The organism is Amycolatopsis marina (assembly GCF_900111885.1).
Lineage (GTDB): Bacteria > Actinomycetota > Actinomycetes > Mycobacteriales > Pseudonocardiaceae > Amycolatopsis > Amycolatopsis marina.
In genome coordinates this window covers 436578-461868 of record NZ_FOKG01000001.1, presented here as the reverse complement: position 1 = coordinate 461868, position 25291 = coordinate 436578, and the positions used below count along the sequence as shown (strand labels likewise).

Below are 25291 nucleotides of genomic sequence, written 5' to 3'. Positions count from 1 at the left end.
AAACCGGAACAACCCCGCTGAAGTTCCTAGCGGGGACTCGCGCCGCTCGGTGAACAGGTCTGCAGCCCTGCCCACCGATGACCGGAGCGAGTTAGAGGTTCCGCTCGGCGTACACCGTCATCGCGTCGCGGACCAGCTCAGCGGTCCCCTCGCCGTGCCGGTCGTAGTTGACCGTGAAGCGGGGATCGTCGACATAGAGCTGACCGAGTCCGATGAAGTACTCCTTGGTCGGCGTCGTGGTGATCGCCAGCCAGTCGCACAGGCGCTGGGTGATCGCCTGGACCTCCACGCTGTCCGCGCCGCGGCCCTCGGCCTTCGCCCTGCCGTAGTCCGCCGCGATGTCGAGCTGGCGCTGCTGGAACTCCTTCTTCTCAGCGTCGCCGAGCGAGCGCCACCAGCGGTCACCCCGCTCGTAGGCCTCCCGGCCCCATCGCTCGGTGACCTCCTGCTCGTACTGCGTGTGGTCGAAACCGTCGAAAACTTCTTCTGCCATCAGTTGTTCACCTCCCTCCGTCTTGCGCAGTGTCGTGCGTACCGACTCGATCTGCCGCCCGATCCGCCGTTGCTCCTGCTCCAGCAGTTCGAGGTGGGTGCGCAGCGCGGACGTCGTGTCCCGCTGCCCTTCGAGCACCTCGGCGATGGCCGGAAGGCCGAGCCCGAGCTCCCGCAGCAGCAGGATCCGCTGCAGCCGGACCAGTGACTCCTGGTCGTAGTAGCGGTACCCGTTGCGTCCCACCCGGCTCGGCGTGAGCAGCCCGATGTCGCCGTAGTGGCGCAACGTGCGGCTCGTGGTGCCCGCCGAGCGAGCGAGTTCCTGGATGGACCACTCCATCCGCGGCCTCCCCTGATCTCGTTCGGTGATGACCACGGTAGAAGTTGACGCTGCGTCAAGGTCAAGCGTTTGTCGTCTCGACTTCACCCGTTGGTGGATATCGAGTGAAAGTCTTCGGATTCCCGACAACGGAAGAAGGAAGACGTGACCTTTCGCAGACCAAGGACCTGGGGCCGATCCGTGACGACGGCTGCCGTCGTCACCGCTTTGCTGGGCAGCGGTGTGGCCGCTGCACACGCGGCACCGGGAACCTCGCGCAACCACTTCGACATCCAGGCGCACCGCGGCGGCCTCGGGCTGACCGTCGAAGGCACCCTGCCCGCGTTCGCCAAGGCGATGGCTCTCGGGGTCACCACACTGGAACTCGACATCCAGATCACCCGGGACGGGCGGGAGGTGGTGACTCACGATCGCCGGATCAATCCCGCCAAGTGCGCCGACACCGCGCCGGTGACCGAGGGCGATCCGGACTTCCCCTATGCGGGCAAGTACATCAGGAACCTGACGTTCGCCCAGGTGCGAACGCTCGACTGCGGTTCGCAGCGGCAGCCGAACCACCCGGACCAGGAGCTCGCGCCCGGCGCGAAGATGCCCACCCTTGCCGAGGTGTTCCGGCTGGCGAGGCAGCAGCGCGCGTGGAAGATCCGCTTCAACATCGAGACCAAGGTGGAGGCCGCCGCGCCCGAGGAAACCGCGCCGCGCGAGCAGTTCGTCCGGCGGGCGGCGCTGGAGGTGACCCGTTCCGGGTTCGCGCACAACACCACCATCCAGAGTTTCGACTGGGGCTCGCTGATGCTGATGCGTCGGACCGCGCCGTGGCTGAAGACGGTGGCGCTGACTCAGCCCGAGTTCCTGCAGGTGGGGCAGCCGGGGAAGTCGCCGTGGCTGGGCGGTCTGGACATCGACGACTTCGGTGGCAGTCCGGTACGGGCGGTCAAGACGTTCGGCGCCGACGCGCTCTCTCCCGTGCACGGCAATCCGCAGGGTGGCAAGGTCACCGACCCCGGGTACCAGCCGTTCACGACGAAGGCGCTGGTCCGGGAAGCGCATCGGGCGGGCATCAAGGTGGTGCCGTGGACCGTCAACGATCCGGCCACGATGCACAAGCTGATCGACGACGGGGTCGACGGGATTATCACCGACTACCCGGACCGATTGCGTGCGGTGGCGGCCGAACGCGGGTTCCGCCTCCCTCGGCAGTACCCGGCAGGCTAGTACTGTCTAAGACAATCTAGTTGCAGGGCTAGATATTGGAATACAGCCCGATGAGTGAAGTGCGGGGGGAACGGGTAGCTAGGCGGAGAGGGACTTCTAGCTAGGAGGGCGAGACAAGGTGATTCTCCGTCGAGTCGCGAGGCCGCTACTCGCATCGATTTTCATTGCCGGAGGGGTGAACGCGCTGCGCCAGCCCGAGGGGCACGCGCAGGCGGCCAAGCCCGTCCTGGACACCGTGGAGGCACAGGCCGGCTCACTGCCGGAGCAGGTGCCAACGGATCCGGTCACCCTGGTGAAGATTGACGGCGCGGTGAAGGTCGGCGCGGGAGTAGCGCTGGCACTGGGCAAGCTCCCGCGAGTGGCGTCGCTGCTCCTGCTCGGCACCCTTGTGCCGTCCACCGCCGCAGCCCATCGGTTCTGGGAGATCGAGGACCCCGGCGAGAAACAGCAGCAGCAGATCCAATTCCTCAAGAACTGTGGCCTGGCGGGCGGGCTGCTGCTCGCCGCGGCCGACACCGAGGGCAGGCCCTCGGTCGGCTGGCGGGCCCGCAAGGCCGCGAAGGTGGCGGGAACCACGGCGAAGGTGGCCGGCAAGCAGGTGCACGACGTTGGTGAGGACGCGCTGGACGGCGTCCGGAGCGTCCAGACGAGGACGCACAAGCTGGCAGGCAAGGCCTCCAAGGCGGTGGAGTCCGCCATCCCCCGCTGACCTGTGCACATTCAGTCGTGGCCACCGCGTGAAGTCCCGCGGCGGCCACGACTGCGCGGTTACTTGCTGGCGACCTTGCGGTAGCGGGCCGTGGCCAGCGGCGCGAAGATCGCGATGATCACCACGCAGCTGACGACGGCGTACAACGCGGCGTTGTCCGCGGCCCAGCCGCTCGGTTCGGGATAGCCGCTCGGCGGCGGATTGCCGAACAGATCCCTGGTCGCGTTTACCGCTGCGGTGAACGGGTTCCAGTCGGCGATCGTGCCGAGTACGCCGGGCAGACTCTCCTGCGGGACGAACGCCGATGAGACGAACGTCAGCGGGAACATCCAGATCAGCCCGGCGCTGTTGGCGACCTCCACGCTCTTGGCCAGCAGGCCGATGTAGGCGCCGATCCAGGACATGGCGAACGCGAACATCAGGATCACCAGGTAGCCGAGCACGGCGTCGAGCACGCTGCCCCGGATCCGCCAGCCGATCAGCAGACCGCACACCGACATCACGACCAGCACGACCAGGCTCAGCACCTGGTCCGCGGTGGTCCGGCCGACGATGACCGCGAACCGCGACATCGGCAGCGAACGGAACCGGTCGATGATGCCCTTCTGCAGGTCACTCGCGAACCCGATGACCGTGTAGGAGGAGTTGAACGCCACGGTCTGCGCGAAGATGCCGGCGATCAGGAACTCGCGGTACTCACTGCTGTCGCTGCCCGGACCACCGATCGCGCCGCCGAACACGTAGGCGAACATCAGCACGAACATGATCGGGAACGCCGTCGCCCCGAGCAGCCACTCCGGGTTGCGCCGCACGTTCATCAGGTTCCGCCACGTGATGACCCCACTGTCGGACAGGCCCTTCATGAAGGTGTTCACGCCGGTGCCTCCTGTCCTTCCTCGGTGCTGGCATGGCCGGTGAGCGACAGGAACACGTCGTCCAGCGTCGGCCGGTGCAGTGCGACGTCCTGCACCACGATGTTGTCCGCGTCGAGCCTGCGCAGCGCCTCGATCAGTGCCTTCGGGCCGGTGTCCACCAGCACGTCGGCCTTGCGTGTGTGCCGGTCGACGGCGGGCTCCCCGATGCCGATGTCGGCCAGCACCGAAGCTGTCGCGTCGAGGTCCTCGGGTGCGGCGACCACGAGCTCCAGACGTTCGCCGCCGATCTGCCCCTTCAGCTCGTCGGCGGTCCCCTGGGCGATCACCTTCCCCTTGTCGATCACCATGATGTCGTCGGCGAGCTGGTCCGCCTCCTCCAGGTACTGCGTCGTGAGCAGCACCGTGGTGCCGTCGGCGACCAGTTCCTTGATGACGGCCCAGGTCTCGAGCCGCCCCCGCGGGTCGAGACCGGTGGTCGGCTCGTCGAGGACGACCACGGTGGGCTCGGCGACGAGCGCACCCGCCAGGTCGAGCCTGCGGCGCATACCCCCGGAGTACCCCTTCGAGGGGCGGTCGGCCGCTTCCTCCAGGCGGAACCGGGCGAGCAGCTCCCTGGCCCGCGCCTTCGCCGCGGTCTTGTTCTTGCCGTAGAGCCTGCCGACCATGTACAGGTTCTCGAAGCCGGTGAGGTTCTCGTCCACGGCCGCGTACTGCCCGGAGAGGCCGATCGAGCGGCGGACCGCATCCGGGTCGGCGAGCACATCGTGCCCGGCGACCCAGGCCTGTCCGGAGTCCGGCTGCAGCAACGTCGTCAGGATGCGGACCGTCGTGGTCTTGCCCGCTCCGTTCGGCCCCAGTAGCCCCAGTACCTTGCCGGATCGAATCTCCAGATCGACTCCGTCGAGTGCGCGCGTTGACCCATACGTCTTCACCAGTGCCTGTGCGCGCACAGCGACACGGTGGTCGGGTTGAGACATGACACTCCCCTGTTCGGATTAGGACTCCGATGCTAGGAGTGACCACCGACAAAAGTCGCGCCAATTCCGCCGACGGCGAAAGAAGTCACCATGGCCACTCCGACGGCGTGCGGTGCCTCGAAGTGGCCATGGCGCAGGTAACGCTATTTCTCCAGGATGGCGGTGATTCCCTGGCCGCCGGCGGCACAGATGGAAATCAGGCCACGACCCGAGCCCTTCTCGTCGAGCAGCTTCGCCAGCGTCGCCACGATGCGTCCGCCGGTCGCGGCGAACGGGTGACCTGCCGCGAGCGAGGAGCCGTTGACGTTCAGCTTGGCGCGATCGATCGAGCCGAGCGGCGCGTCCTGTCCGAGCTTCTCCTTCGCGAAGGCCGGGTCCTCCCAAGCCTTCAGCGTGGCCAGCACCTGTGAGGCGAATGCCTCGTGGATCTCGTAGTAGTCGAAGTCCTGGAGGGACAGTCCGGCGCGGGCGAGCATGCGCGGCACGGCGTACGCGGGTGCCATCAGCAGGCCCTCGTCCCCGTGTACGTAGTCGACCGCAGCGGTCTGCGAGAACGTCAGGTACGCCAGCACCGGCAGGTTGCGCTCCTTCGCCCACTCCTCGGTGGCCAGCAGCACCGTCGACGCGCCGTCGGACAGCGGCGTGGAGTTGCCCGCCGTCATGGTGCCTTCGGGACCGCCGAACGCCGGCTTGAGCTTGCCCAGCTTCTCGGCCGTCGAGTCCGCCCGCAGGTTCTGGTCCTTCGACAGCTTCAGGAACGGCGTCAGCAGGTCATCGAAGAAACCGCGCTCGTACGCGGCGGCGAGACGCTGGTGACTGGTCGCGGCCAGCTCGTCCTGAGCGGCGCGCGAGATGTCCCATTCCTTCGCCGTGACCGAGGCGTGCTCGCCCATCGACAGGCCGGTGCGTGGCTCGGAGTTGCGGGGGATCTCCGGCACGATGTGGCCGGGGCGGATCTTCGCCAGCAGTTTGAGCCGGTCCCCCGCGCTCTTCGCGGCGTTGAGCTGGACGAGCAGCTTGCGCAGCTTGTCGTTCACGGCCAGCGGGGCGTCGCTGGTGGTGTCCACGCCGCCCGCGATCGCCGAGTCGATCTGGCCGAGGGCGATCTTGTTGGCGACGTTGACGATCGCCTGCAGCCCGGTGCCGCAGGCCATCTGCACGTCGGCCGCCGGAGTCTCGGGCGAGAGCGCGCTGCCCAGCACACACTCCCTGGCGAGGTTGAAGTCACGCGAGTGCTTGAGTACCGCGCCAGCGGCCACCTCGCCGATTCGCTCGCCCTGCAGCGAGAACCGACTGATGAGTCCGTCCAGGGCCGCGGTGAGCATGTCCTGATTGGACGCGTTGGCGTAGGGGCCGTTCGAGCGCGCGAACGGAATCCGGTTCGCTCCGATGACGGCCACCCTGCGCACGCCGGAGTCCGTGCCGCCCTTGGGTGCCGCACTCTTCGCGGTGCCGCCCTTGGCCCCGCCGCTCTTCGCGGCGGCCCCCTTGGCAGTGCTGCGCGTCGTGCGAGCCCGCCCGCTCGCCGGCTTCTCAGCTGAGCTCATGATTCCTCCAGCGCCCGAATGTGTCGGTGATTCCAACCCGGCCACAGTGTAACCTACCCGTGAGTAGGTTTGTGGTTGACCAGGAACACCGCGAACGGCTGTCACCTAACCGGCTTCGTCCAGAATCAGGCCTGGCTGGCCATCCTCGCCCGGCGGCCAACGCGGATCCTCACTGATTCCAGTGCTTCTCGATGCCAGGGGTTGCTCCGACGTGCTGTGTCACCGTCTCGGTGCCCGACTCGTCGCCGTTGAAGTCCAACTCTTTCCCTATTGCGGTGAGGATATCCTCGTCGTTTGTTTCGGCGTTGTCGTACTCGCGGGCGGCGTCCATGAGTCGATCACCTGCTTCGCGATATCGTGCGCACGTGGTTTGCAAGAAGGAGACGAAAGTGTCACGAGTGTCCTTCAGGTATACATCACCCGACTGTTCCGTATTGTTGATCCCCTTCAACTGTGGGTCCGCGTCGTCTGTCGCGATGGCATGGTTGATCAATGGCTCGTACTTCTCGGAGGCGAGGTAGCAGGCCTTCGCGAGCCGCTCGATGGTAGCTCGTACATAGGTGTATCCCCCGGCCTCGGCTTGCCCCACGCTTTCGCCACTGCTGGTGAAATCGTACAGTTCCAGATTCCTTGGCTCCGCGTTTTGTTTTTCCGTGATCGCATCTTGGAGTTCTGTCACCTTGGCGGAATATTCCGTCTCGTTTTCTACGGCTTTGTTCTTTCCGTCCTCGAGCGCCGTCTTGAGTTCGGCAACTACGCTGCCGATGTCATTCTCGAATTTCTGGTCGGGGTCCGCGGGGTCGACGATACTACCCACTATGGCTGCCACCGATGTTGCGACAGCCGCCACCGGGCCGGCAAATCCGACAATGATGGCGAATACGCTAGCCATCGTCCATCGCACGCTTTCTGCGCCGGAATCGACGGTAGCGCCTAACTGCTCTGTTGCCTGTCGTATCGAGGTAAGCGTGTGTCCGCGAATAGACGAAATGACGGCCGCGCGTGCGGAATACAGTTTGGCGAGACTCACGGCAATATCCCGCTGATTTTCCTTGGTTGGTTCTGCTGATTTGCCGAAGTCTTCGCCGAACTTGTCGGCGGAAACGCCCTGCCATTCGCCGCCCGCGCTGCTGATCTCATTCGTGATATCTGAAATCTCGCCTTTGTCCCTCAATGCGGGTCCGTTGAACTCGAGCAGTTGAGCTATGTGGTTCATTTGCTCGACCGCTGAGTTCAGTTCATTCAGCTCCTGACTGTCGTACACCGGAATTGCTGATTCCGCATCGGCGCGAATTTCGGCGGCCCATTTTGGAACGTGGCTCGTGGCTTCCTGGAATATGCGGTCCGCTTCGTCGTCAGACATCGCCGGATCGAGTTGGGGTTGTAAGGCGCCGCCTAGCGTCCATTGAGCGCCGTTTCCCCCGGTTTTCCAATTTTTGAAGCTATCTGTATAGCGGTTCCTGAGGGCTTCCTCGAACTCGTCCATTGCCGTTCGAACGGCTGCGAGATACTCGGAAGAGTTTGCATGCTGGATCACCATCTGGACCAATCCTCACAGTTTCGACTCGTTGTGCGGGAGGTACCCATGAGGTTCGCGGCCGGTTCCGGAGATTCCCAGGTCGTGGCGGAGGCCATCTGCGGCCGGTCGGCGTCACCTGCGAAAACGTCGTCCGATGGCCGGTGGGTGCGGCGGTGGAGTTGGCGTTCGACCCGGCCGGGCGCTCGAGGGGCGCCAGTGCCGCGGATCCGCTCCGGTCAGAATGACTGACCGTGTAACCTACCCGCGAGTAGGTTAAGCTGGGCCGTGACGCAGGCGGCAACAACGGAGGCAGTCGATGGCTGACAGGTACCAGCAGTTCACCAAGTCCCCGATCGGCAGGTTCGTGGTGCCCAAGCTGGGCCTGCCCAACCCGACCCCGCTGCGCCGCTACACGCCGGGACAGCCCGCACTCGATGGTCCCGCGCTTGTGGGCGCCGCGCCGAACGGACGGCTGGAGAAGACGCTGACCAGTCAGCTCGCCGACGCCGGGATCGAGGTGCGTACCGAGGCCGCGGAGGGCACGAAATACGGAGCGCTGGTCTTCGACGCCACCGGCATCAAGGACCCCAAGGACCTGCGCGAGGTCTACAGGTTCTTCCACCCGGTGATCCGCAAGGTGGGCGCCTGCGGGCGGGTCGTCGTGCTCGGTACGCCCCCGGAACTCACCGAGGGCGGGGAACGAATCGCCCAGCGCGCGCTTGAGGGCTTCACCCGCTCCGTCGGCAAGGAGCTCAAGCGCGGGGCGACCGCGCAGCTCGTCTACGTGGCCGAGGGTGCCGAAGAGGCGACCGAGTCCACGCTGCGCTTCCTGCTCTCGGCCAAGTCCGCGTTCGTCGACGGTCAGGTCATCCGGGTCGGCACGGTCACCTCCGGCACGAAGGGCAAGCCGCAGGCTGCTGCTCCGGCCAACTGGGAGAAGCCCCTCGACGGCAAGATCGCGTTGGTGACCGGCGCCTCCAGGGGGATCGGCGCCGCCATCGCCGACGTGCTCGCCCGGGACGGCGCGCACGTGGTCGCGCTGGACATTCCCGCCCAGGGCGGTGACCTTTCGCAGGTCGCCAACCGGGTCGGCGGCTCGGCGCTGCAGCTCGACATCACCGCTGCCGACGCGCCGGAGAAGCTCGCGACGTACCTCAGCGAACGCCACGGCGGTGTGGACATCGTCGTGCACAACGCCGGAATCACCAGGGACAAGACGCTGGGCAACATGACCGAAGGCGGCTGGGACGCCGTGCTCGCGGTCAACCTCAACGCCCAGCTCGCCGTCAACGACAAGCTGCTCGGCGACAACGTGCTGACCGATGGAGGGCGCATCATCGGCGTCTCCTCGATCGCCGGGATCGCGGGCAACGTCGGCCAGACCAACTACGCCACGACCAAGGCCGGCGTCATCGGCATGGTCGACGACGGCGCCGCGCGGCTCGCCGAGCACGGTGGCACGATCAACGCCGTCGCGCCGGGGTTCATCGAGACCAAGATGACCGCCGCTGTGCCCGTGGTAATCCGCGAGGCGGGTCGCAGGCTCGCCAGTCTCGCCCAGGGCGGGCTGCCGGTGGACGTAGCCGAGACCATCGCCTGGTACGCCAACCCTGCTTCCTCCGCTGTCAACGGCAACGTCGTGCGTGTGTGCGGCCAAGCGCTGATCGGTGCGTGACGCCATGGTCGTGAAGGAACTGCACTCCGCGCCCAGTCTTTCGACGCTGTACCCCAAGGCTGCGCTCGGCGGACTGCTGCCGGGCGGCAAGGGCGGCGGCGCCCTCCCGGACACCGAGTACGTGCGCCCCGACGTCGTGGTCGATCCCGCGCACCTGGCGGCCTACAACGAGGTCTGCGGGTTCCGGTTGTCCGACGACCTGCCCGCGACCTATCCGCACATCCTGGCGTTTCCGTTGCAGATCGCGCTGATGACGGAGCAGGCGTTCCCGTTTCCGCTGCTGGGCATGGTGCACGTCGCCAACCGCATCACCCAGCGCAGGCCGGTCCGCCTCGGCGAGTCGTTCACGCTGCGGGTACGGGCGGAGAATCTGCGCCCGCACGAGAAGGGGCAGCAGTTCGACGTCGTCAGCGAGGTGATCCCGAGCCGGGCGCCGGAGGACGGTCCGGTGTGGACGGACGTCAGCACCTACCTGCGCCGCGGTGGCGGCAGCGGCGAACAGAGCGGAAAGCGGGAGCAGCTCGCACCGCCGTCACCGAACGCCATCTGGCGGGTGCCGGGCGACATCGGCCGCCGTTACGCGGAGGTGTCCGGCGACCGGAACCCGATCCACCTGCACCCGTTGACCGCGAGGATGTTCGGCTTTCCCTCGGCGATCGCGCACGGGATGTGGACCAAGGCGCACAGCCTGGCCGCGTTCGAGGGCAGGCTGCCCGACGCCTACACCGTCGACGTCCGGTTCAAGCTCCCGGTCCTGCTCCCCGCGAAAGCCGCCTTCACGACGTGGAAGAACCACGACGGTCCGCCCGACGGTTCGGGCGAAGGGTCGGGCGACGGGTCGGGCGACGGTTCAGCGGGTGGCGCGGAGCGTCTCCGTGGGGGGTGGCGGTCGGGCGACGGGTGGGCATTCGAGTTGTGGAACGCGCGCAAACCGAAGCCGCACCTGGAAGGCACCATCACCGCCCTGTAACCGCACTTTCCCGGAAGAGTGCGGTAGTTGCGCGCGCGAGGTATCGCACTTTCCCGGGAAAGTGCGGTCACTCGTTGTGAGCAGGGCTGCTGCTGGGTGTCCAGACCCGTCCCTCGACCAGGTCGTTGAACCCGAGCCAGACCAGGTTCATCAGCCAGGACGCGAGCACGCCGTCGGTGACCTCGCTGTGGTCCAGCCACCAGTCCGCCAGCGACTCGGCAGCTCCGACCAGTGCGGCGGCGAGGCCTTCGCCGGACTTCTCGACCTGGTCGGCGAGGCCCTTCTGACTACCGGCCGAGACGACCAGTGCGGCGACGAGTTCGATGGCCCTGCTCCGCATCGAGGTGATCTCCTCGGCGAAGGAGCCGCCAACGGCGAGTGCCTGGCGGTGCAGAACCGTCCACGACTCCCGGTAGTCGGCGACAAAGCGGTAGAACGAGCGCAGGCCGTGCCAGAGTTGCATGTCGGGCGGCAGGTCCGGCTGGATGCCGGACTCCACGGCTTCCAGTAGCCGGGAGGCCTCCCGGCGGATGCACTGGGCGAAGAGGTCTTCCTTCGAGCCCAGATACGTGTAGATCATCGGCTTGGACACTCCGGCGACGTCCGAGATCTCGTCCATCGACGCGGAGTGGTAGCCGTAACGCGAGAAAACCTGCACGGCCGCGTCGAGGATCTGCCTCTCGCGGACCGCGCGGGGTAAGCGCTTAGCCCGTTCAGGCGAACGCTGTACATGCTCTGACACCCGTACCTCCTGTTCTCTTGAACGCTACAGGTTGGCGAGGTCAGGACCGAAATTCGGCACGCTTGCCGCTCTACCTACTCACGGGTAGCCTACGCGTCAGTAGGTAGAGCGAGGAGTGGCGATGGCCGAGAGAACCGGCGTTTCGGTGGCGGACCTGACCGCGGTTCGCGGGGTCGCCCAGCTTGATCTGCTCGAGCGCGCCGACCCCGCTGGACTCGACCCTGCGCTCGACGCGGACACCGTGCTCGGCAGCGTCGACCTCGCGACACTGGGCAAGGACGGTTTTCGCCGGTTACTCCTCGTGCTGACCAGGCTCGAACCGGCGGCTCCCGCGCTGTCGCTGGGCCGCGTGGGTCCGCGCAGGTTCGCCACGCTTGTCGGTCGCGCGTCCAGGGCGCAGCTGGATCGAGTGCTGGCAGAGCCGGCCCTGTGTGCCAGGGTGCTCGACGAGATCTTCGCCCGGATGAGCGCGCAGCTGAAGCCCGACCGGGCGCGGGACCTCGTCGCGGTGGTGCACTGGCGGTTCTCCGGTGGGACCGGCGACGGCGGCTACGACCGCGTCGAGACCGTCATCCGGGACAGTGCGTGCGTGGCGCGCAGGGAGTTGCGGGAGCAGCCGAGAGTGACCATCACCATCGCTCCGGCCGACTTCGTCAAGCTGGTCACCCGCCAGACGACCCCGGCCGTGCTGTTCGTCACGGGCAGGATCAAAGTGAAGGGTGACCTGGCATTCGCGGCGGGATTGATCGGATTCTTCGATCTTCCGCGGGCGGACTGAACCGGTAGAATTCGCCGACGTGCCCAAACCTGCTGAGCCGAAATCCTGGCGCGAGCGTTTCCGTTTCTCCCGTGCCACTGAAACTCCGGCCCGCGGGCGGGAAGCCGAGCATCCGATCGACGCCTTCGCGCGACACGTCGATGTGACCGCGCTCACGCGGGATCAGTTCGTTCAATTGCTGGAAACGCTGCACATGCTGGGCAGAACCGGCGCGGGCATCGAGTTGAGTTCGCTGTCCACCGAGGTGCTGGTCGACATCGTGCGGAGCGCGTCGAAGGAACAGATCAAAGCCATCAGCGAACACGACGAGCTACGCCATGTTTTCATCGACGAGATTTTCCGCAGAATGTCGGACCATTTCGTTCCGGAACGCGCGAGGAACATTGACGTCGTCGTTTCATGGAGATTTACCCCTGGTGACGGCGCGGACGGATTTGATCGGTTCCAGACCGTGATCGAGGACGGCATCTGCGTATCCGGCGAAGACCTCGACCGTGCGCCGGACACCACGATCACCCTGTCCGTCGAGGACTTCATCCGGATGGCGACGGGCAGCGTCGCGGTCGCGGCCATGTTCGTCACCGGGAAGGTCAAGGTGAAGGGCGAGTACGCCCCCGCCGTCCGGTTCAGCAGCTACTTCGATCTGCCGCAGCCCTGAGCCCGCGAACCTACTGCGGGTCGATGATCGGGCGCGGCTGCTGTGTGGGTCGAGACGGCCGGTCGTCCTCGACGACCTCGCTGTCCACCACGATCACCTGCGGCCGGGCCGGATGCGGGTACTGCGGGTACTGCGGGTTCATCATCGGAGCGCGGCGCTCCAGCCTGCGCAGCCATGACCGGCGAATCAGGCTTCGCGACGGCGGCAGCAGGAACAACAGGCCCGCGACGTCGCTGACGAAACCGGGCAGCAGGATCAGCAGTCCGCCGAGTGCGATCAGCATCCCGTCGGTGACCTCGGCATGCGCGGACTTGCCCGAACGGGCGGTCTCCATGAATGCCTTGGCGGCCTTCGCGCCCTGACGCCGGGCGAGCGCGGACCCCAGGAACGCTCCGGCCAGGAGCAGTCCGATCGTCGGGAAGAATCCGATCGCCGAGCCCACCGCCCAGACGGCGGCCACCTCGGCAACCACGTAGAGCAGTAACGCGACAGCCATACCCGGTTCAACGCCCGACGTGCCCGATTTGCTCCCGAGGTAACCCACCCGGCCGATAACGTCACCCGTTGTGTGGAGCTGGTACGGACATGGTGATCCGAGATTCGTCGCGGGGGCGACGACAGTGGCGTTGTTGGTGCTGGTCATCGTCGGCAGGCGGGTACGGAGTGTGGCCGCCCGGCGGACATCCTTCACGGTTGACCGGAGTCAGCAGACGGAACCTGAGCCGGTCGGGATCCGGGGGTCCGTGCTGGGCTGGCTTCTGCTTGCCGTGCTGGTCGCGGCCGGTGTGCTCACCGGCCTGCTCGCCTTGTTCAACTGGCCCGAGATGCCCCCGCCTGCCGCGTTCGACCCGGTGCAGCTGCTCGAACTGCTCAAAATCGCGCTCGCTGTCGTGGCCGGACTCGGCGGTGTGGTGCTGCTCGCGGTCAACCTGCGTAAACAGCGGGTGACCGAGGCCGAGCACAGGCTGGCGCAGTCACGAGACCAGCGCGAGCAGGAGCAGAGCTTCAACGAGCGGTACGGCACCGCCGCGGAACAGCTTGCTCACGAGCATCCGGCGGTCCGCCTGGCCGGCGTGTACGCGATGGCGGGTCTGGCGGACGACTGGAGCGGGAACCAGCAGATCTGTGTGGACGTGCTGTGCGGCTACCTGCGGCTGCCCGCCGTGGAGGGCGACGGCAGCGACGTCAAGGTACGCGAGACGGTGGTGGGCGTACTCAGGGAACGGCTGTCCGGTGGTTGGGCACGCCCGCATGTGGACCTGGATCTCAGTGGTGCGGTGCTTGCGGACATGGACTTCACCTCGGTCGCGACCTCGGGCTGGGCTCGGTTCGACGGCGCCCGGTTCGAGGGTGGCCGAACAATCCTCGACCTGCGGTGGCTGTCGAATACCACCTTCAGTGCGGCCGAGTTCCTGGCCGAGCGCACCGAGTTCGGGAAGGCAGAACTTCTGGGGGCCGTGTTCCGAGGCGGAACGGTCGTCCTCGATGCCGAGCGGGTGCAGCACCACACCGTCGATCTCATCGGATGCCAGTTCCAGGACGTCACGATCTCGTTCAGGGGCACGCAACGGTGGCACTGCCCCGTCAACTTCCGTGACTGTGAGTTCTCCGGCTGCACCTTCGAGTTCCGGGAGCTCGGAAAGGGTCCACGTGACCTCGACGCGCCGCATGTCAACTGCACGATCCGGCAGTCCGTCCTCGCGGACTGCACGATCGACCTACGGGATGCGGTGCAGGGAGAGCACCTGCTGTGGCTGGTCGACACCGAACTGCACGCCGTGCGCTTCGAGGAGGAAATCGAGCTGCAGGAAGATGACGTCAAGTGGCTGAACGTGCGCGACCTGACGCTACACGACACCGAACTTCCGGAGCGCCACGTCCGTTACCGGGACTGACACGCCGCTGCCCGCCGCACGACGATGCCGTGCGGCGGGCAGCGGTGTTCGCGTCTGTCAGAAGGTGATCGCCATCGACGGGTCCGCCAGCAGCGCACCCACGTCCGCGAGGAACTCCGAGCCCTGCTGGCCGTCGACCACGCGGTGGTCGAAGCTCAGCGCGAGTTGCAGCACCTTGCGGATCTTGATTTCACCGTCGACCACCCACGGGGTGTCGCGGATCGCGCCGAACGCCAGGATCGCGGACTCGCCGGGATTGACGATCGGCGTGCCGGTGTCGACGCCGAAGACCCCGACGTTGCTGATCGTGATCGTGCCGTTGACCATGTCGGCGGGCGTCGTCTTGCCCTCCCGCGCGGTGGCGGTGAGCTCACCGAGCGCGCCGGCCAGCTCGGGCAGTGACATCGAATCGGCGTCGCGGATCTTCGGCACCACGAGCCCGCGCGGGGTGGCCGCGGCGACCCCGAGGTGCACGTAGTCCTTGTAGACGATCTCGCCGGCTTCGGAGTCCCACGTCGCGTTGACGTCCGGCGTCCGCTTCGCGGCGAGGCACATGGCCTTGGCCGCGAACGCCAGCGGGGTCAGCTTCACCCCGGCGAAGGCGGGGCTGTCCTTCAGCCTCGCCCGCAGCTCCATCATCGGCGTCACGTCGACGGTGAGGAACTCCGTCACGTGCGGTGCGGTGAACGCGCTCTGCACCATCGCCGCCGCTGTCGCCTTGCGGACACCCTTGATCTTCACCCTGCGCTCGCGCGCGGCCGGGTCGATCGCGGGCGCGGCCGGAGCCTCCGCTCCCGGGAGCTCTCCGCTGATCCTGGTGCTGCCGTTGGCGGCACGGTGGACGTCCTCGCGAGTGATCACGCCACCGTCGGCGGATCCGCTGAGGTCGTGCAGGTCCACCCCGAGTTCCTTGGCGAGCTTGCGCACCGGCGGCTTGGCCAGCGGCACGTGCCCGCCCTTCGGAGCACCGACCGGCGCTGCCGGCGCCGCCGGTGTCGCTGGTCCGGCCGCGGCCGGAGTGGCCGGAGCGCCCGCCGACTTCCGCGGACGACGTTTGGCCGACACCGCTTTGGAGCCGTAGCCGACCAGCGGCTTCATCTCCTCCTCGGCGGGGGCGGTCTCGGCGGGGGTCTCCTCGGCAGGCGCCGGTGCCGAGCCGTTGGAACCGGCCGGGGATTCGGCAGGTGCGCCGTTCGGGTCCACGTCGACCGTGAGGATCGGTGTGCCGACCTCCACGGTCTGTCCCGGCTCCACGAGCAGCTCGGTGACCACACCGGCCCACGGGATCGGTAGCTCGACGGCGGCCTTGGCGGTCTCCACCTCGACGACGATCTGGTTGACGGTCACCTCTTCGCCCGGCTTGACGCGCCAGTCGAGGATCTCCGCCTCGGTCAGCCCCTCCGCGGTGTCGGACAGGGGGAAGTGCTTGTAGTCAGGCATCTGTCGAACCCCCTTACCAGGCCAGCGAACGGTCGACGGCGTGTAGCACCCGGTCCAGATCGGGCAGATAGTGCTCCTCGAGCTTGGTCGGCGGGTACGGGGTGTCGAAACCGGTCACCCGCAGCACCGGCGCTTCCAGCGAGTAGAAGCACTCCTGCTGCACGCGGGTGGCGATCTCCGAGGTCAGCGACGACTCCGAAGGGGCCTCGCTCACCGCGATGAGCCTGCCGGTGCGGCGCACCGACTCGAACACCGGACCGAGGTCGAGCGGGGAAAGCGTGCGCAGGTCGATCACCTCGAGCGAGCGGCCCTCCTCGGCCGCCGCGGTCGCGGCGTCGAGGCAGACCTTCACCGAGGGGCCGTAGCCCACCAGCGTCGCGGCGTCGCCGGTGCGGGCCACCCTGGAGGCGAACAGCGGATCCGGTGTCGCCGAAGTGTCCACGGGGGCCTTCAGGTTGCCCGAGTGGTACAGCCGCTTCGGCTCGAAGAACAGCACCGGGTCGTCGCAGGCGATGGCCTGCTGGATCATCCAGTAGGCATCGACCGGGTTCGAGCAGGAGACGACCTTGAGGCCCGCGACGTGCGCGAACAGCGACTCCGGGGACTCCGAGTGGTGCTCGACGGCGCCGATCCCGCCGCCGAACGGCACCCGGATCACCACCGGTACCTTGATCCGGCCCTCCGAGCGGTAGTGCAGCTTCGCCAGCTGGCTGACGATCTGGTCGAAGCCGGGGAAGATGAACCCCTCGAACTGGATCTCGCACACCGGGCGGAAGCCGCGCACGGCCAGCCCGACCGCGGTGCCGATGATCCCGGACTCGGCCAGCGGGGTGTCCAGCACGCGCTGCTCGCCGAAGTCCTTCTGCAGGCCGTCGGTGATCCGGAAGACGCCGCCGAGCTTGCCGACGTCCTCGCCCATCATCAGGACCTTGTCGTCGGCCTCCATCGCCGCCCGCAGGCCCTGGTTGAGCGCCTTGCCGATGGTCAGGTTCTGCACGGACGAGCTCGCCGCGCTCACGTTGTCCTTCACCGGGGCAGCCATCAGCGCTCACCCCCGGCGGTCGCGAAGCCGTCCAGGTAGGCGAGATACTCCTCGCGCTGGGCGTCGAGCACCGGCGAGGGCTCCGCGTAGACGTTCTGGAAGATCCGCTCCGGCGGTGGATCCGGCATGTTGAAGCAGAAGTCGCGCAGCTCGGCGGCGAACTCGTCCGACTCGGTCTGCACCTGGTCGAAGAAGTCCTGGTCGGCGCCGCCGCCGCGGGCCAGGTAGGCGCGGACGCGCTCGATCGGGTCCTTCAGCTTCCACTCCTCCAGCTCGTCGGAGAGCCGGTAGCGGGTGGGGTCGTCGGTGGTGGTGTGGGCGTCCATCCGGTAGGTGAAGGCCTCGATCAGCACCGGTCCGTTGCCGTGCCTGCACTCCTCCAGCGCCCAGCGGGTCACCGCGAGGCAGGCGAGCACGTCGTTGCCGTCCACCCGGATGCCGGGGAAGCCGTAACCCCTGGCCCGCTGGTACAGCGGCAACCGCGACTGGCGCTCGGTCGGCTCCGAGATGGCCCACTGGTTGTTCTGACAGAAGAACACCACCGGCGCGTCGTAGACCGCGGCCCAGACGAAGCCCTCGGCCACGTCGCCCTGGCTCGTGGCGCCGTCACCGAAGTAGGTGATGGTGGCTTCGCCGTCGTCGTCCCCGACCTTGCCTTCGAACTTCTGCCCCATCGCGTAGCCGGTGGCGTTGAGGACCTGGTTGCCGATGACGATCGTGTACGGGTGGAAGCCGTGCTTCTTGAAGTCCCAGCCGCCCTGGTCCGAGCAGCGGAAGATGCCGAGCAACTCCTTGAAGTCCACGCCCCGTGTGAAGGCCACACCGTGCTCGCGGTAGCTGGGGAACGCCATGTCGCGCGACTTGAGCGCGCGGCCGGAGCCGATCTGTGCGGCTTCCTGGCCGAGCAGCGGAACCCAGATGCCGAGCTGGCCCTGGCGCTGCATGTGATTGGCTTCGCGATCTCCACGACGGACGAGCACCATGTCGCGGTAGAGCCCGCGCAGCGCTTCGGCGTCGATGTCGGCGAGGTAGGGGTCGAACTGTGACGACGGGACCCGCTCGCCTTCGGGGGTGAGCAGCTGAGTCAGCTCAGTGCCACCTTCGTTTGTTGCTCGCAAACCCGCTATCACCTGTTCCGGAGTCGGTTCCGCCGCTGTTGCGGCTGGTCCGGCGCCAGGCTCCGGGCGCGTCCACTGTTCGGGGGACGACATGCGCTTGTCTCCTCGGTTCGGTGCCGCGCAGCCGCTTGTGGCGGCCACCACGACTTCGCCGGCGGCCACCTGCGCATCGGGTCCGAGCGCTCGGGTCACCGTCGGCGGTGACGGTTCACGCGGCCATCCTGACATGAACCGGCCAGGGATGGTGAGTCCCCGAAGCCGATTCGTTGCCGGGAAAAGGTATGTGAGCTGCGCAAACGCTTGGACTCCCGATGATGGGGCCGCCGAAGGTAGGGACTGCGTTCGACACCGGGACCAGGGCGGGCAGCGTGTTCGCGACGCTGGCGGCGACTCTTCGCACCCAACGGTTCAGCAAAGCCGAGCTTCGTGTGACGTGCACCACGGGGGGTGCGTGTCAGGATCGAGGCATGGATCAGCGACTCGTACGGGACACGGTTCGGACCATCTGGGAGCGCGAGGCGCTGGACGGCCTCGCGGAGTTCGTGACCATCCCGGCGCTTTCGCCTGCCTTCGACAGCGGGTGGCTGGCAAGTGGCCAGCTGCACGCCGCGGTGGACCTCGTGCGTGCGTGGCTGGACGCGCGGGAGATCCCCGGTGCGCGGACCGAGGTGGTGGAGCTGCCCGGCCGCACGCCGGTGTTGCTGCTCGATGTTCCCGGCAGGCACGCGGACACCGACGAGACCGTCGTCGTCTACGGCCACCTGGACAAGCAGCCGCCTGCCGGCGAGTGGTCGCCGGGGCTCGGGCCGTGGACTCCGGTACTCAAGGACGGCAGGCTCTACGGCCGTGGGGCGGGCGACGACGGCTATGCCGCATATGCGGCGGGGGCCGCGCTGCGGGCGCTGGACGCGGCGGGCGGCAGCCACGCGCGCACGGTCGTGTTGCTGGAGACCTGCGAGGAGTCCGGCAGCCCCGACCTCGCGGCGTATCTCGAACACCTCTCGGAACGGATCGGGCGGGTCGGGCTGGTGGTGTGCCTCGACACCGCCGGTGGGGACTACGAGGGCCTGTGGCTGGCGACCTCGCTGCGCGGTATCGCGTTCCTCGATCTGACCGTGCGGGTGCTGGAGTCGGGTGTGCACTCCGGGCACGGCAGTGGCGTCGTCGTGAGCTCCTTCCGGGTGTTGCGGGAGTTGCTGGACCGCATCGAGGACTCCCGAACCGGCGAGTTCGGGTTGCCCGAACTCGTGGTGGAGGTGCCGTCGGAACGGTTGGCCGAGGTGAAGTCCGCCGTCGGGCGGGGGTATCGGACGCCGGAGCTGCCGCTGGCCGAGGGGGTGCGCCCGCTCAGCGACGATCCGGCCGAGCTCATCCTGAACAACACGTGGCGCACGACCCTTTCGGTGACCGGAGCGGAGGGGCTTCCGCCGATCGCGGACGCGGGCAACGTGCTGCGGCCGCAGACCGGTGTGAAGCTCAGCTTCCGGCTGCCACCCACCGCCGACTCGGGCGCCGCACTGAGCGCCATCAGGCGCGCGCTCACCACCGACGTCCCGTTCGGCGCACAGGTCGTCGTCGAGCGTGGCGAGGGCGCGGACGGCTGGAACTCGCCCGCCCTGGCGCCCTGGCTCGAAGCCGCGCTCGACCGGGTGAGTTCGGACGTGTTCGGCAGGCAATGGCAGGCGATCGGCCTCGGCGGCACGATCCCGTTCCTCGGCCTGTTCGCCCGCGCCTACCCCGACGCGCAGTTCGTCGTCACCGGGCCGCGCGGGCCCGGCAACAACGCCCACGTGCCGGACGAGTGGCTGCACCTGGAACACACCGCCCGAGTCACCGAGGCGGTCGCCCACATCCTGCACGCCCACGCCACCAGGCGGTAGTTCGTCGGCGAACTCCGGACAGGCACCGCCTCAGATGTCGGCCTTCTTGAACTCGAACTCGTTCGCGGCATCCGAGGTGAAGTTGTACTTCAGGGTCGCGAGGCCGAAGGGCTTTGCCGGGTCGACACTGAACAGTGTGGTGGACCGCGGTGGGTTGCGGCTCTCCGCGGGCCCGTACGCGTAGTCGCCGGTGAGCCCGTCGAAGCTCACCGTGCCGAGCTGCTTGGACGCCTCCAGGATCCCGTCCCTGGACAGGTCACCGAGTTCCACCGCCTTCTCCAGCACGGCGGTCATCGCGCGGCCCTGGTTGTAGCCGAAGGCGAAGTAGAAGTCGGGCTCCTGGTCCGGTGCGTACTTGGTGACGCGCTCCACCATGTCCTTCATGCCAGGCACGGACGCGTCGCCCCACTCGGTCCCTTCGGCGGCGATCGTGACGTACTGCTGCATGTACGGCGCCACCGGCGACTTCGCCAGCGCGCCGACGTAACTCGGTGACTGGGCGTACCACTTCGGGGCGAACTTGGCCTGGGCAGCGGTGCCCCAGATCTTGCCCGCGTCGGTCGGGGTCGCGGTCAGGAACACCATCTCGCAGCCGGCTCCGGCGAGGGCGCCGATCTGCCCCGCGTAGTTCTCGGTGCTGACCTTGAACTGCTGACTGTTCGTCACCGTGAAGCCGTACTTCTCCGCGGCGAAGTCGATTCCCTCCTGGCCGGCCTCGCCGTAGACGTCGTCCTGCACCATCGTGCAGATCTTCGAATCCGGTGTCCCGCCGCCCTCCGACAGGTAGTGATCCATCGCGTTGATCGACTGGATCTGGTACGGCGCCCCGACCGGCAGGAGGTTGTCCTCCCGCACCCACAGCGCGTCGAGCGACGCGGGTGCGGCCAGGATCTTGTCGGACTTGAGCTGCGGCAGCACGGCGAGTGTCGGCGCGGTGCCGAGCACCTGGGTGAACGCCGCGACCTCGCCCTTGACCTTGTTGTACTGCTGGACGGTGACGTCCGGCTTGTACTGGGTGTCCTCCTGGACGAGTTCGACCTTGTACTTGCCCGCGATCCCGCCCTCGGAGTTGATGTGGTCGAACCACACCTTGTTCCCGGAGGTGAGTGGCTGTCCGATCACCGCGATCGGACCGGATAGCGGGCTGAGCACGCCGAGCTTGATCGTCGTGCCGTCGAAACCGGCCGTGGTACCTGGTTCGCCTGCCTGGCCCTCGCCCGAGCCGCCGTCGTCGCCCGCGCCACCACAGGCCGTGACGGCCAGCGCTGCCCCGGCGAGGACCGCCGTGAGTTTCCTTCGATGCACCTGCATGGTGACGCCTCCTGTCATCAGTACGAGAACGGCCAGGCTTTGAAGTAGTTTTTCGTCCGGAGCCAGATCCCGGCGAGCCCGCGTGGTTCCAGCACGAGGAACAACACGATGAGCACGCCGAAGATGGCCTGGTTGAGCGCGAAGACGCTGATGAACCCGTCGCCCCCGACCGACGTGCGCACGCCGGGGATGACCGCGCTGTAGCGGTCGATCAGGGCGGGCAGCGCGCCGACGAAGATCGCGCCGAGGACCGAGCCGAAGATCGTGCCGAGTCCGCCGACGATCACGATCGCGATGTACTGGATCGACAGCAGCAGGTTCCACTCGTCCGGGCTGACGAACTGCTGATACGAGCCGAACAACGCCCCGGCCATCGACGCGATGGCACTGGAGATCATGAAGGCACCGATCTTGTACCTGCCTGCCCTGACCCCGATCACCTCGGCCGCCTGGTCGCGGTCGCGGACCGCCTGCAGTGCCCTGCCGGGCCGCGTGCGGACGAGATTCTTGGCCAGCAGCGCGACGATGGCGACCAGTCCCCACACCAGCCAGAAGTAGCCCTGGTTGCGGGAGTACGTCTCGCCGGCGATGGTCAGCGCGCTGAAGTCCACCGGGCCGAAACTCGCCCCGGCATTCACCGAGGTTCCGGAGTTGCCGCCGGTCAGGCCTGTGAGGTTTCGCCACAGGTGCTCGCCGACGAAGATCAGGCCCAGCGTGACGATCGCGAGGTAGTGCCCGCGCAGTCGCAGGGTGAACGGGCCGATCAGGCCGCCGAGCGCCGCGCCGGCCAGTGCGGCCGCGAGCAACCAGAGCGGCAAGGGCAGCCCGAGGTCGCCGCCGACGCGCGCGGTCACGTACGCGCCCGCGCCGATGAAGAAGGCGTGGCCGAGGGAGATCTGGCCGCAGTAGCCGGTGAGCAGGTTCAGTCCGATCGCGCCGACCGCGGTGATGCCGACGTAGATCAGCACCGACAGCCAGAAGTCGTCCTGCACGACGGCGGGCAGCACCAGGAAGACCACGACCATGGCGACGAGACCGAACCGTCCCCACGGCGTGCCGAACAGCCGGACGTCCTCGCGGTAGGAGCGCGTGAGATTGCGGTGCGCACTGGACGCCTGGCGTCGGCGCGGGGAAGTGATCGCCATCAGATCCGCCTCACTTCCTTGGTGCCCATCAGTCCGTAGGGCCGGATCAGCAGGATCACGATCATCAGCAGGTACGGGACGATGATCGAGACGTTGTCGCCTGCCCAGGAGAAGAGCTGGTCCTGGTAGCCGCGGGTCAGTGCCTCCGCCAGGCCGATGATCAGACCGCCGAGCACGGCGCCCGCCGGCGAGTCGAGGCCGCCGAGGATCATCGCGGGGAATGCGGCCAGTGCGATGAACCCGATCGAAGGCGAGAGCCCGCCGGGGCCGGCTGCCATGGTGATTCCGGCCAGCGCGGCGAGTGCCGCCGCGATGGCCCACGACACCGCGTACACCCGGCGCGCGCTGATGCCCTGGGCGAGCGCGGCCTCGGGATCGAAGGCCGTCGCCCGCATCGCGAGTCCGAGCGAGCTGAACCGGAAGAAGACGAAGAACGCGACCACCACCGCGGCGGTGAGGCCGATCGTCCACAGATCACGGACGCCGAACACCAGCCCGCCGACCTCGACCGTGCGGATGTTCCACGGGTTCCGCAGTTGCTTGTTCTCGAACCCCCAGATCGCCGTGATCAGTGGTTCCAGGACGAACAACAGTCCGATGGTGATCATGATGACCGAGAACGGTGGCTGCCCGACCATCCTGCGCAGCACGAGGCGCTCGAACCCCGCGCCCACCAAGGCGGCGGAAAGGCAGCCGAGCACGACCGCGACGGTGAACGCGATCGCGAGATTGTTGGAGAAGGTGTAGCCGAGGTACGCGCCCAGCGCGAGCAGGCCGCCCTGGGCGAAGTTGATCACGCCGGTCGACTTGTAGATGACCACGAAACCCAGCGCCACGAGTGCGTAGGTCGAACCGAGCGCGAGCCCGGCAAAGCAGTTCTGCAGGAATGCGGTCATCTCGCCGCCTCCGCGGTAGTCGCACTCTTCCGGGAAAGTGCGATGCGGGCGAGCGACGGGTACCCGCACTTTCCCGGGAAAGTGCGGTACTTGCGTGCGCAACGAGGGCACTTTCCCGGGAAAGTGCGGTGCTGGGCGGTCATCGGTACATCGCCTCGATCTCGTCCGCGAACCGGTCGGCGATCGCCCTGCGTTTGACCTTCTGGGTCGCGGTCAGCTCGCCGTCCTCGTGGTCGAGTTCCTTGTCGATCAGCGTGAACTTCTTGATCTGCTCGACAGCGGCGAGGTCGTGGTTGGCCTCGGTGATCACGCTCTGCACGAGGTTGCGGATCTCCGGCTTCGAGGAGAGGTCGGCATAGGTGGTGTAGGCCAGCCCGCGCCGGGTCGCCCAGTCGCCGGCCGTGTCCCGCTCGACACCGATCAGCGCGGTCAGGTACCTGCGCCGGTCCCCGATCACGACGGCCTCGCGAATGTACGGCGAGACCTTCAGCCGGTTCTCGATCTCCGAGGGCGAGACGTTCTTGCCGCCCGCGGTGATGATGACGTCCTTCTTCCGGTCGGTGATCCGCAGAAATCCGTCGGCGTCGAGCTCGCCCACGTCGCCGGTGTGCAACCAGCCGTCCGCGTCGACGGTGGCCGCCGTCGCCTCCGGGTTGTCCAGATAGCCCTGGAACACCCCGGCCGAGCGGGTCAGGATCTCGCCGTCCTCGGCGATCTTCACCTCGACGCCGGTCATCGCCACACCGACCGAACCGAGGCGCACATCGCCTGCCGGGGTGAGTGTGCAGATGGCCGTGTTCTCCGTCTGCCCGTAACCCTCCCGCACCGGAATTCCGATGGCCCACAGGTACTCCAGCACCTGCGGGGCGATCGGTGCCGCGCCGCTGATCGCGGTCCGCACCCGGACCATGCCCAGCTTTTCGCGCAGCGGCCGGAAGACGAGCGTGTCGCACACCGCGAAGGTCAGCCGGTCGGCGAGAGTGACGGTCCCGGCCATCCGCCGAGGGGCGATCCGTCGTCCATGGCGCATGCTCGCGCGGTACGACCAGCGTTTGAGCCGGGAGGCGTCCGCCATGCGGATCTCCACTCCCGCCAGCATCTTCTCCCAAACCCGGGGCACGCCGAGGAACACCGTCGGCTGCACGTCGCGCAGGTCGTGCTGGAAGGACGGCCCACCCTCGCCGAAGTTCACCACCGACCCGGCCCACACCGCGTCCACCACGGAGATCAGCCGTTCCGCGATATGGCACAACGGCAGGTAGCTGAGCACCTCGTCGCGTTGGCCGCTGCCGAGCGCCTCGACGAAAACGCGTGCCGAGGCCACCAGATTCGCGTGCGAGATCATCGCGCCCTTGGGCGGCCCGGTCGTGCCCGAGGTGTACACGAGGATCGCCGTGTCAGCAGGGTCGAGGCGGGACACCGAGTCCGTGTAAGAGTTCAGCGCGTCTCCGGTATCACCGCGCTGTTCGAGTTCGGCGAACGTGAGCAGCGGCCCCGCGGCGTCCATCCGGACACCGCGCGGATCCATCACCACCAGATGGCGCAGGTCGGGCAGTTGATCCCGGACGGCCAGTGTCTTGTCCAGCTGCTCCTCGTCCTCGGCGATCAACACGCTGCAGCGGGAGTGCCCGAGCAGGTACTGCACCTCCATCGCGGGCGAGGTCGGATAGATCCCGATGCTCTGCGCGCCGAGGCCCTGCACGGCGAGGTCGGCGATCACCCACTCCGGCCGGTTCTCCGAGTGGATCGCGACACGGGTGCCGGGGCCGACGCCCAGTTCGCGCAGACCGGCCGCGACCTTCGCGACCCGCTCGGCGTAACCCGCCCAGGTCCACTCGCGCCAGCAGCCACGGTGCTTCTCCCGGATCGCGACGTCGTCGCCCTGTTCCCGGGCCAGCTCCAGCAGCCGCGCGGGCAGAGTGTCCACAGTGGTTGGTGCATCGACGGTGGTGGTCATGCCGGGTTTGCTCATGCCGTGTCTTATCGGCCTCGCTCGTTCCTCGCTCGGCGTGCAAGGCATTCGCTTCTCACGGTCTGCTGCCTCAGACGCAGGTTGCTCGGGTTTGC

22 protein-coding genes are annotated in these 25291 nt (G+C 67.5%); 8 read left to right on the top strand and 14 right to left on the bottom strand.

The window, feature by feature from the left end:
* Positions 1–91: 91 nt before the first annotated feature.
* Positions 92–832 (bottom strand): MerR family transcriptional regulator, encoded by a 741-nt coding sequence (locus tag BM199_RS02325; protein WP_091668659.1) that lies wholly within the window; start codon positions 830–832, stop codon positions 92–94.
* Between the two features lie 180 nt (positions 833–1012).
* On the opposite strand from BM199_RS02325, the gene BM199_RS02320 reads away from it, so the two are divergent.
* Both BM199_RS02320 and BM199_RS02315 read left to right on the top strand, forming a co-directional pair.
* Entirely contained in the window at positions 1013–2047 is a 1035-nt protein-coding gene (locus BM199_RS02320; RefSeq protein WP_091668652.1) for a glycerophosphodiester phosphodiesterase, read from the top strand.
* A gap of 118 nt (positions 2048–2165) precedes the next feature.
* On the top strand, positions 2166–2756 hold the full coding sequence (locus tag BM199_RS02315) for a DoxX family protein (protein WP_091668648.1): 591 nt from the start codon (positions 2166–2168) through the stop codon (positions 2754–2756).
* A gap of 59 nt (positions 2757–2815) precedes the next feature.
* Here the strand turns inward: BM199_RS02315 and BM199_RS02310 are convergent, their stop codons facing one another.
* From BM199_RS02310 to BM199_RS02295, 4 genes are all read right to left on the bottom strand, one after another.
* Positions 2816–3619: an ABC transporter permease gene (locus BM199_RS02310; protein ID WP_091669677.1), complete on the bottom strand. Its 804-nt coding sequence runs from the start codon at positions 3617–3619 to the stop codon at positions 2816–2818.
* A gap of 8 nt (positions 3620–3627) precedes the next feature.
* Positions 3628–4608 carry an ATP-binding cassette domain-containing protein gene (locus tag BM199_RS02305; RefSeq protein WP_177242437.1) on the bottom strand — a complete coding sequence of 327 codons (981 nt, stop codon included), beginning with the start codon at positions 4606–4608 and terminating at the stop codon, positions 3628–3630.
* A 143-nt stretch (positions 4609–4751) separates the two neighbouring features.
* Complete coding sequence (locus BM199_RS02300) at positions 4752–6017, bottom strand: acetyl-CoA C-acetyltransferase (RefSeq protein WP_245788136.1); 1266 nt, start codon at positions 6015–6017, stop codon at positions 4752–4754.
* 307 nt (positions 6018–6324) lie between these two features.
* Complete coding sequence (locus BM199_RS02295; protein WP_091668640.1) at positions 6325–7695, bottom strand: hypothetical protein; 1371 nt, start codon at positions 7693–7695, stop codon at positions 6325–6327.
* A gap of 295 nt (positions 7696–7990) precedes the next feature.
* Between BM199_RS02295 and BM199_RS02290 the strand changes: the two genes are divergently transcribed.
* Together BM199_RS02290 and BM199_RS02285 are read left to right on the top strand one after the other, a co-directional pair.
* Positions 7991–9349 (top strand): 3-oxoacyl-ACP reductase, encoded by a 1359-nt coding sequence (locus tag BM199_RS02290; protein ID WP_091668633.1) that lies wholly within the window; start codon positions 7991–7993, stop codon positions 9347–9349.
* 4 nt (positions 9350–9353) lie between these two features.
* On the top strand, positions 9354–10319 hold the full coding sequence (locus tag BM199_RS02285; protein ID WP_091669672.1) for a MaoC/PaaZ C-terminal domain-containing protein: 966 nt from the start codon (positions 9354–9356) through the stop codon (positions 10317–10319).
* 67 nt (positions 10320–10386) lie between these two features.
* Here BM199_RS02285 and BM199_RS02280 read toward each other — a convergent pair whose 3' ends face one another.
* Positions 10387–11061 carry a TetR/AcrR family transcriptional regulator gene (locus tag BM199_RS02280; RefSeq protein WP_091668631.1) on the bottom strand — a complete coding sequence of 225 codons (675 nt, stop codon included), beginning with the start codon at positions 11059–11061 and terminating at the stop codon, positions 10387–10389.
* Between the two features lie 121 nt (positions 11062–11182).
* On the opposite strand from BM199_RS02280, the gene BM199_RS02275 reads away from it, so the two are divergent.
* Positions 11183–11839, top strand: coding sequence for an SCP2 sterol-binding domain-containing protein (locus BM199_RS02275; RefSeq protein WP_091668629.1), 657 nt, complete (start codon positions 11183–11185; stop codon positions 11837–11839).
* Positions 11840–11954: 115 nt separating this feature from the next.
* Positions 11955–12497 (top strand): SCP2 sterol-binding domain-containing protein, encoded by a 543-nt coding sequence (locus tag BM199_RS02270; RefSeq protein WP_245788135.1) that lies wholly within the window; start codon positions 11955–11957, stop codon positions 12495–12497.
* 10 nt (positions 12498–12507) lie between these two features.
* Here BM199_RS02270 and BM199_RS02265 read toward each other — a convergent pair whose 3' ends face one another.
* Complete coding sequence (locus tag BM199_RS02265) at positions 12508–12993, bottom strand: FxsA family protein (protein ID WP_091668628.1); 486 nt, start codon at positions 12991–12993, stop codon at positions 12508–12510.
* Positions 12994–13063: 70 nt separating this feature from the next.
* Between BM199_RS02265 and BM199_RS02260 the strand changes: the two genes are divergently transcribed.
* The gene (locus tag BM199_RS02260) at positions 13064–14392 is read left to right on the top strand and encodes a pentapeptide repeat-containing protein (RefSeq protein ID WP_143101746.1); all 1329 of its coding nucleotides are present in this window, start codon (positions 13064–13066) and stop codon (positions 14390–14392) included.
* Between the two features lie 57 nt (positions 14393–14449).
* On the opposite strand, the gene BM199_RS02255 is transcribed toward BM199_RS02260, so the two are convergent.
* From BM199_RS02255 to pdhA, 3 genes are read right to left on the bottom strand one after another with little or no spacing between them, the layout of a single operon-like run.
* Positions 14450–15832 (bottom strand): dihydrolipoamide acetyltransferase family protein, encoded by a 1383-nt coding sequence (locus tag BM199_RS02255; RefSeq protein ID WP_091668622.1) that lies wholly within the window; start codon positions 15830–15832, stop codon positions 14450–14452.
* A 13-nt stretch (positions 15833–15845) separates the two neighbouring features.
* Positions 15846–16874 carry an alpha-ketoacid dehydrogenase subunit beta gene (locus BM199_RS02250; protein ID WP_091668620.1) on the bottom strand — a complete coding sequence of 343 codons (1029 nt, stop codon included), beginning with the start codon at positions 16872–16874 and terminating at the stop codon, positions 15846–15848.
* Positions 16874–18085 carry a pyruvate dehydrogenase (acetyl-transferring) E1 component subunit alpha gene (gene pdhA, locus BM199_RS02245; RefSeq protein WP_091669667.1) on the bottom strand — a complete coding sequence of 404 codons (1212 nt, stop codon included), beginning with the start codon at positions 18083–18085 and terminating at the stop codon, positions 16874–16876. The genes BM199_RS02250 and pdhA overlap by 1 nt, the downstream gene beginning before the upstream one ends.
* Positions 18086–18459: 374 nt before the next feature.
* Here pdhA and BM199_RS02240 point away from each other — a divergent pair, with 374 nt between their 5' ends.
* Positions 18460–19872, top strand: a complete 1413-nt coding sequence (locus BM199_RS02240) for a M20/M25/M40 family metallo-hydrolase (protein ID WP_091668617.1) — start codon at positions 18460–18462, stop codon at positions 19870–19872.
* Positions 19873–19902: 30 nt separating this feature from the next.
* Here the strand turns inward: BM199_RS02240 and BM199_RS02235 are convergent, their stop codons facing one another.
* The 4 genes from BM199_RS02235 to BM199_RS02220 form a co-directional block, all read right to left on the bottom strand.
* Complete coding sequence (locus BM199_RS02235; protein ID WP_245788082.1) at positions 19903–21183, bottom strand: ABC transporter substrate-binding protein; 1281 nt, start codon at positions 21181–21183, stop codon at positions 19903–19905.
* Positions 21184–21200: 17 nt separating this feature from the next.
* The gene (locus BM199_RS02230; RefSeq protein ID WP_091668614.1) at positions 21201–22328 is read right to left on the bottom strand and encodes a branched-chain amino acid ABC transporter permease; all 1128 of its coding nucleotides are present in this window, start codon (positions 22326–22328) and stop codon (positions 21201–21203) included.
* Positions 22328–23224 carry a branched-chain amino acid ABC transporter permease gene (locus BM199_RS02225; protein ID WP_091668612.1) on the bottom strand — a complete coding sequence of 299 codons (897 nt, stop codon included), beginning with the start codon at positions 23222–23224 and terminating at the stop codon, positions 22328–22330. The genes BM199_RS02230 and BM199_RS02225 overlap by 1 nt, the downstream gene beginning before the upstream one ends.
* A 139-nt stretch (positions 23225–23363) precedes the next feature.
* The gene (locus BM199_RS02220) at positions 23364–25181 is read right to left on the bottom strand and encodes an AMP-dependent synthetase/ligase (protein ID WP_091669662.1); all 1818 of its coding nucleotides are present in this window, start codon (positions 25179–25181) and stop codon (positions 23364–23366) included.
* Between the last annotated feature and the right edge of the window lie 110 nt (positions 25182–25291).